Here is a 578-nt window from a genome sequence, read left to right as displayed (position 1 = left end):
GCGCGAACAGCGCCACCGGCGCGTCGGGCTGCACCTGGCGCGCGGCCTCGGCGATGCGCTCCAGGCTGCGCGCCTGCGTGGCCTGATGATCGCGCACCCGCTTGCCGGCACTGTCCTGGCTGCGCTGCTTCTGCCGGCCGAGCAGGATCGGCGCCTGGTTGGCCGTGCCGGCCTGCTGCCGCCCGCGCGCATTGCGCCGCTGCTGTCGATCGTGCTGCGCCTGCCAGGCAGCGTTGTCGCGCGCGTGCTGCAGCTTGTGCTGCGCCAGTTCGGCCTGCGCGGCCTCGCGCTCGCGCGCCCGGCACTGCAGGTAGAACGCGTAGTCGCCGCCGTAGTCGCGCAGCCCGCCTGGCGACAGTTCCAGCGTGCGCTGCATGTCCTGCAGCAGCAGCGCATCGTGGCTGATCACCAGCAGGCCGCCCGGCCAGCGCTGCAGCGCCTCGCGCAGGCGCTGCCGCTGCGCCGCGTCCAGGTGCAGGGTCGGCTCGTCCAGGATCAGCGCATCGGCCTCGGCCAGCCAGGCGCCGATCAGCGCCACCCGCATCGCCTCGCCGCCGCTGAGCGTGGCCGCCAGGCGG

General features: G+C 75.1%; 1 pseudogene. It reads right to left on the bottom strand.

Going from position 1 to position 578, the window contains the following annotated elements:
- Positions 1 to 578, bottom strand: a pseudogene (locus tag D180_RS17110) (ABC transporter ATP-binding protein); the annotation flags it as partial.

The sequence above is a fragment of the Xanthomonas sp. SHU 166 genome (assembly GCF_000364685.1).
Taxonomy (GTDB): Bacteria; Pseudomonadota; Gammaproteobacteria; order Xanthomonadales; family Xanthomonadaceae; genus Xanthomonas_A; species Xanthomonas_A sontii.
Note: the sequence above shows the minus strand (reverse complement) of the source record. Positions and strands in the feature narration are given on the sequence as shown.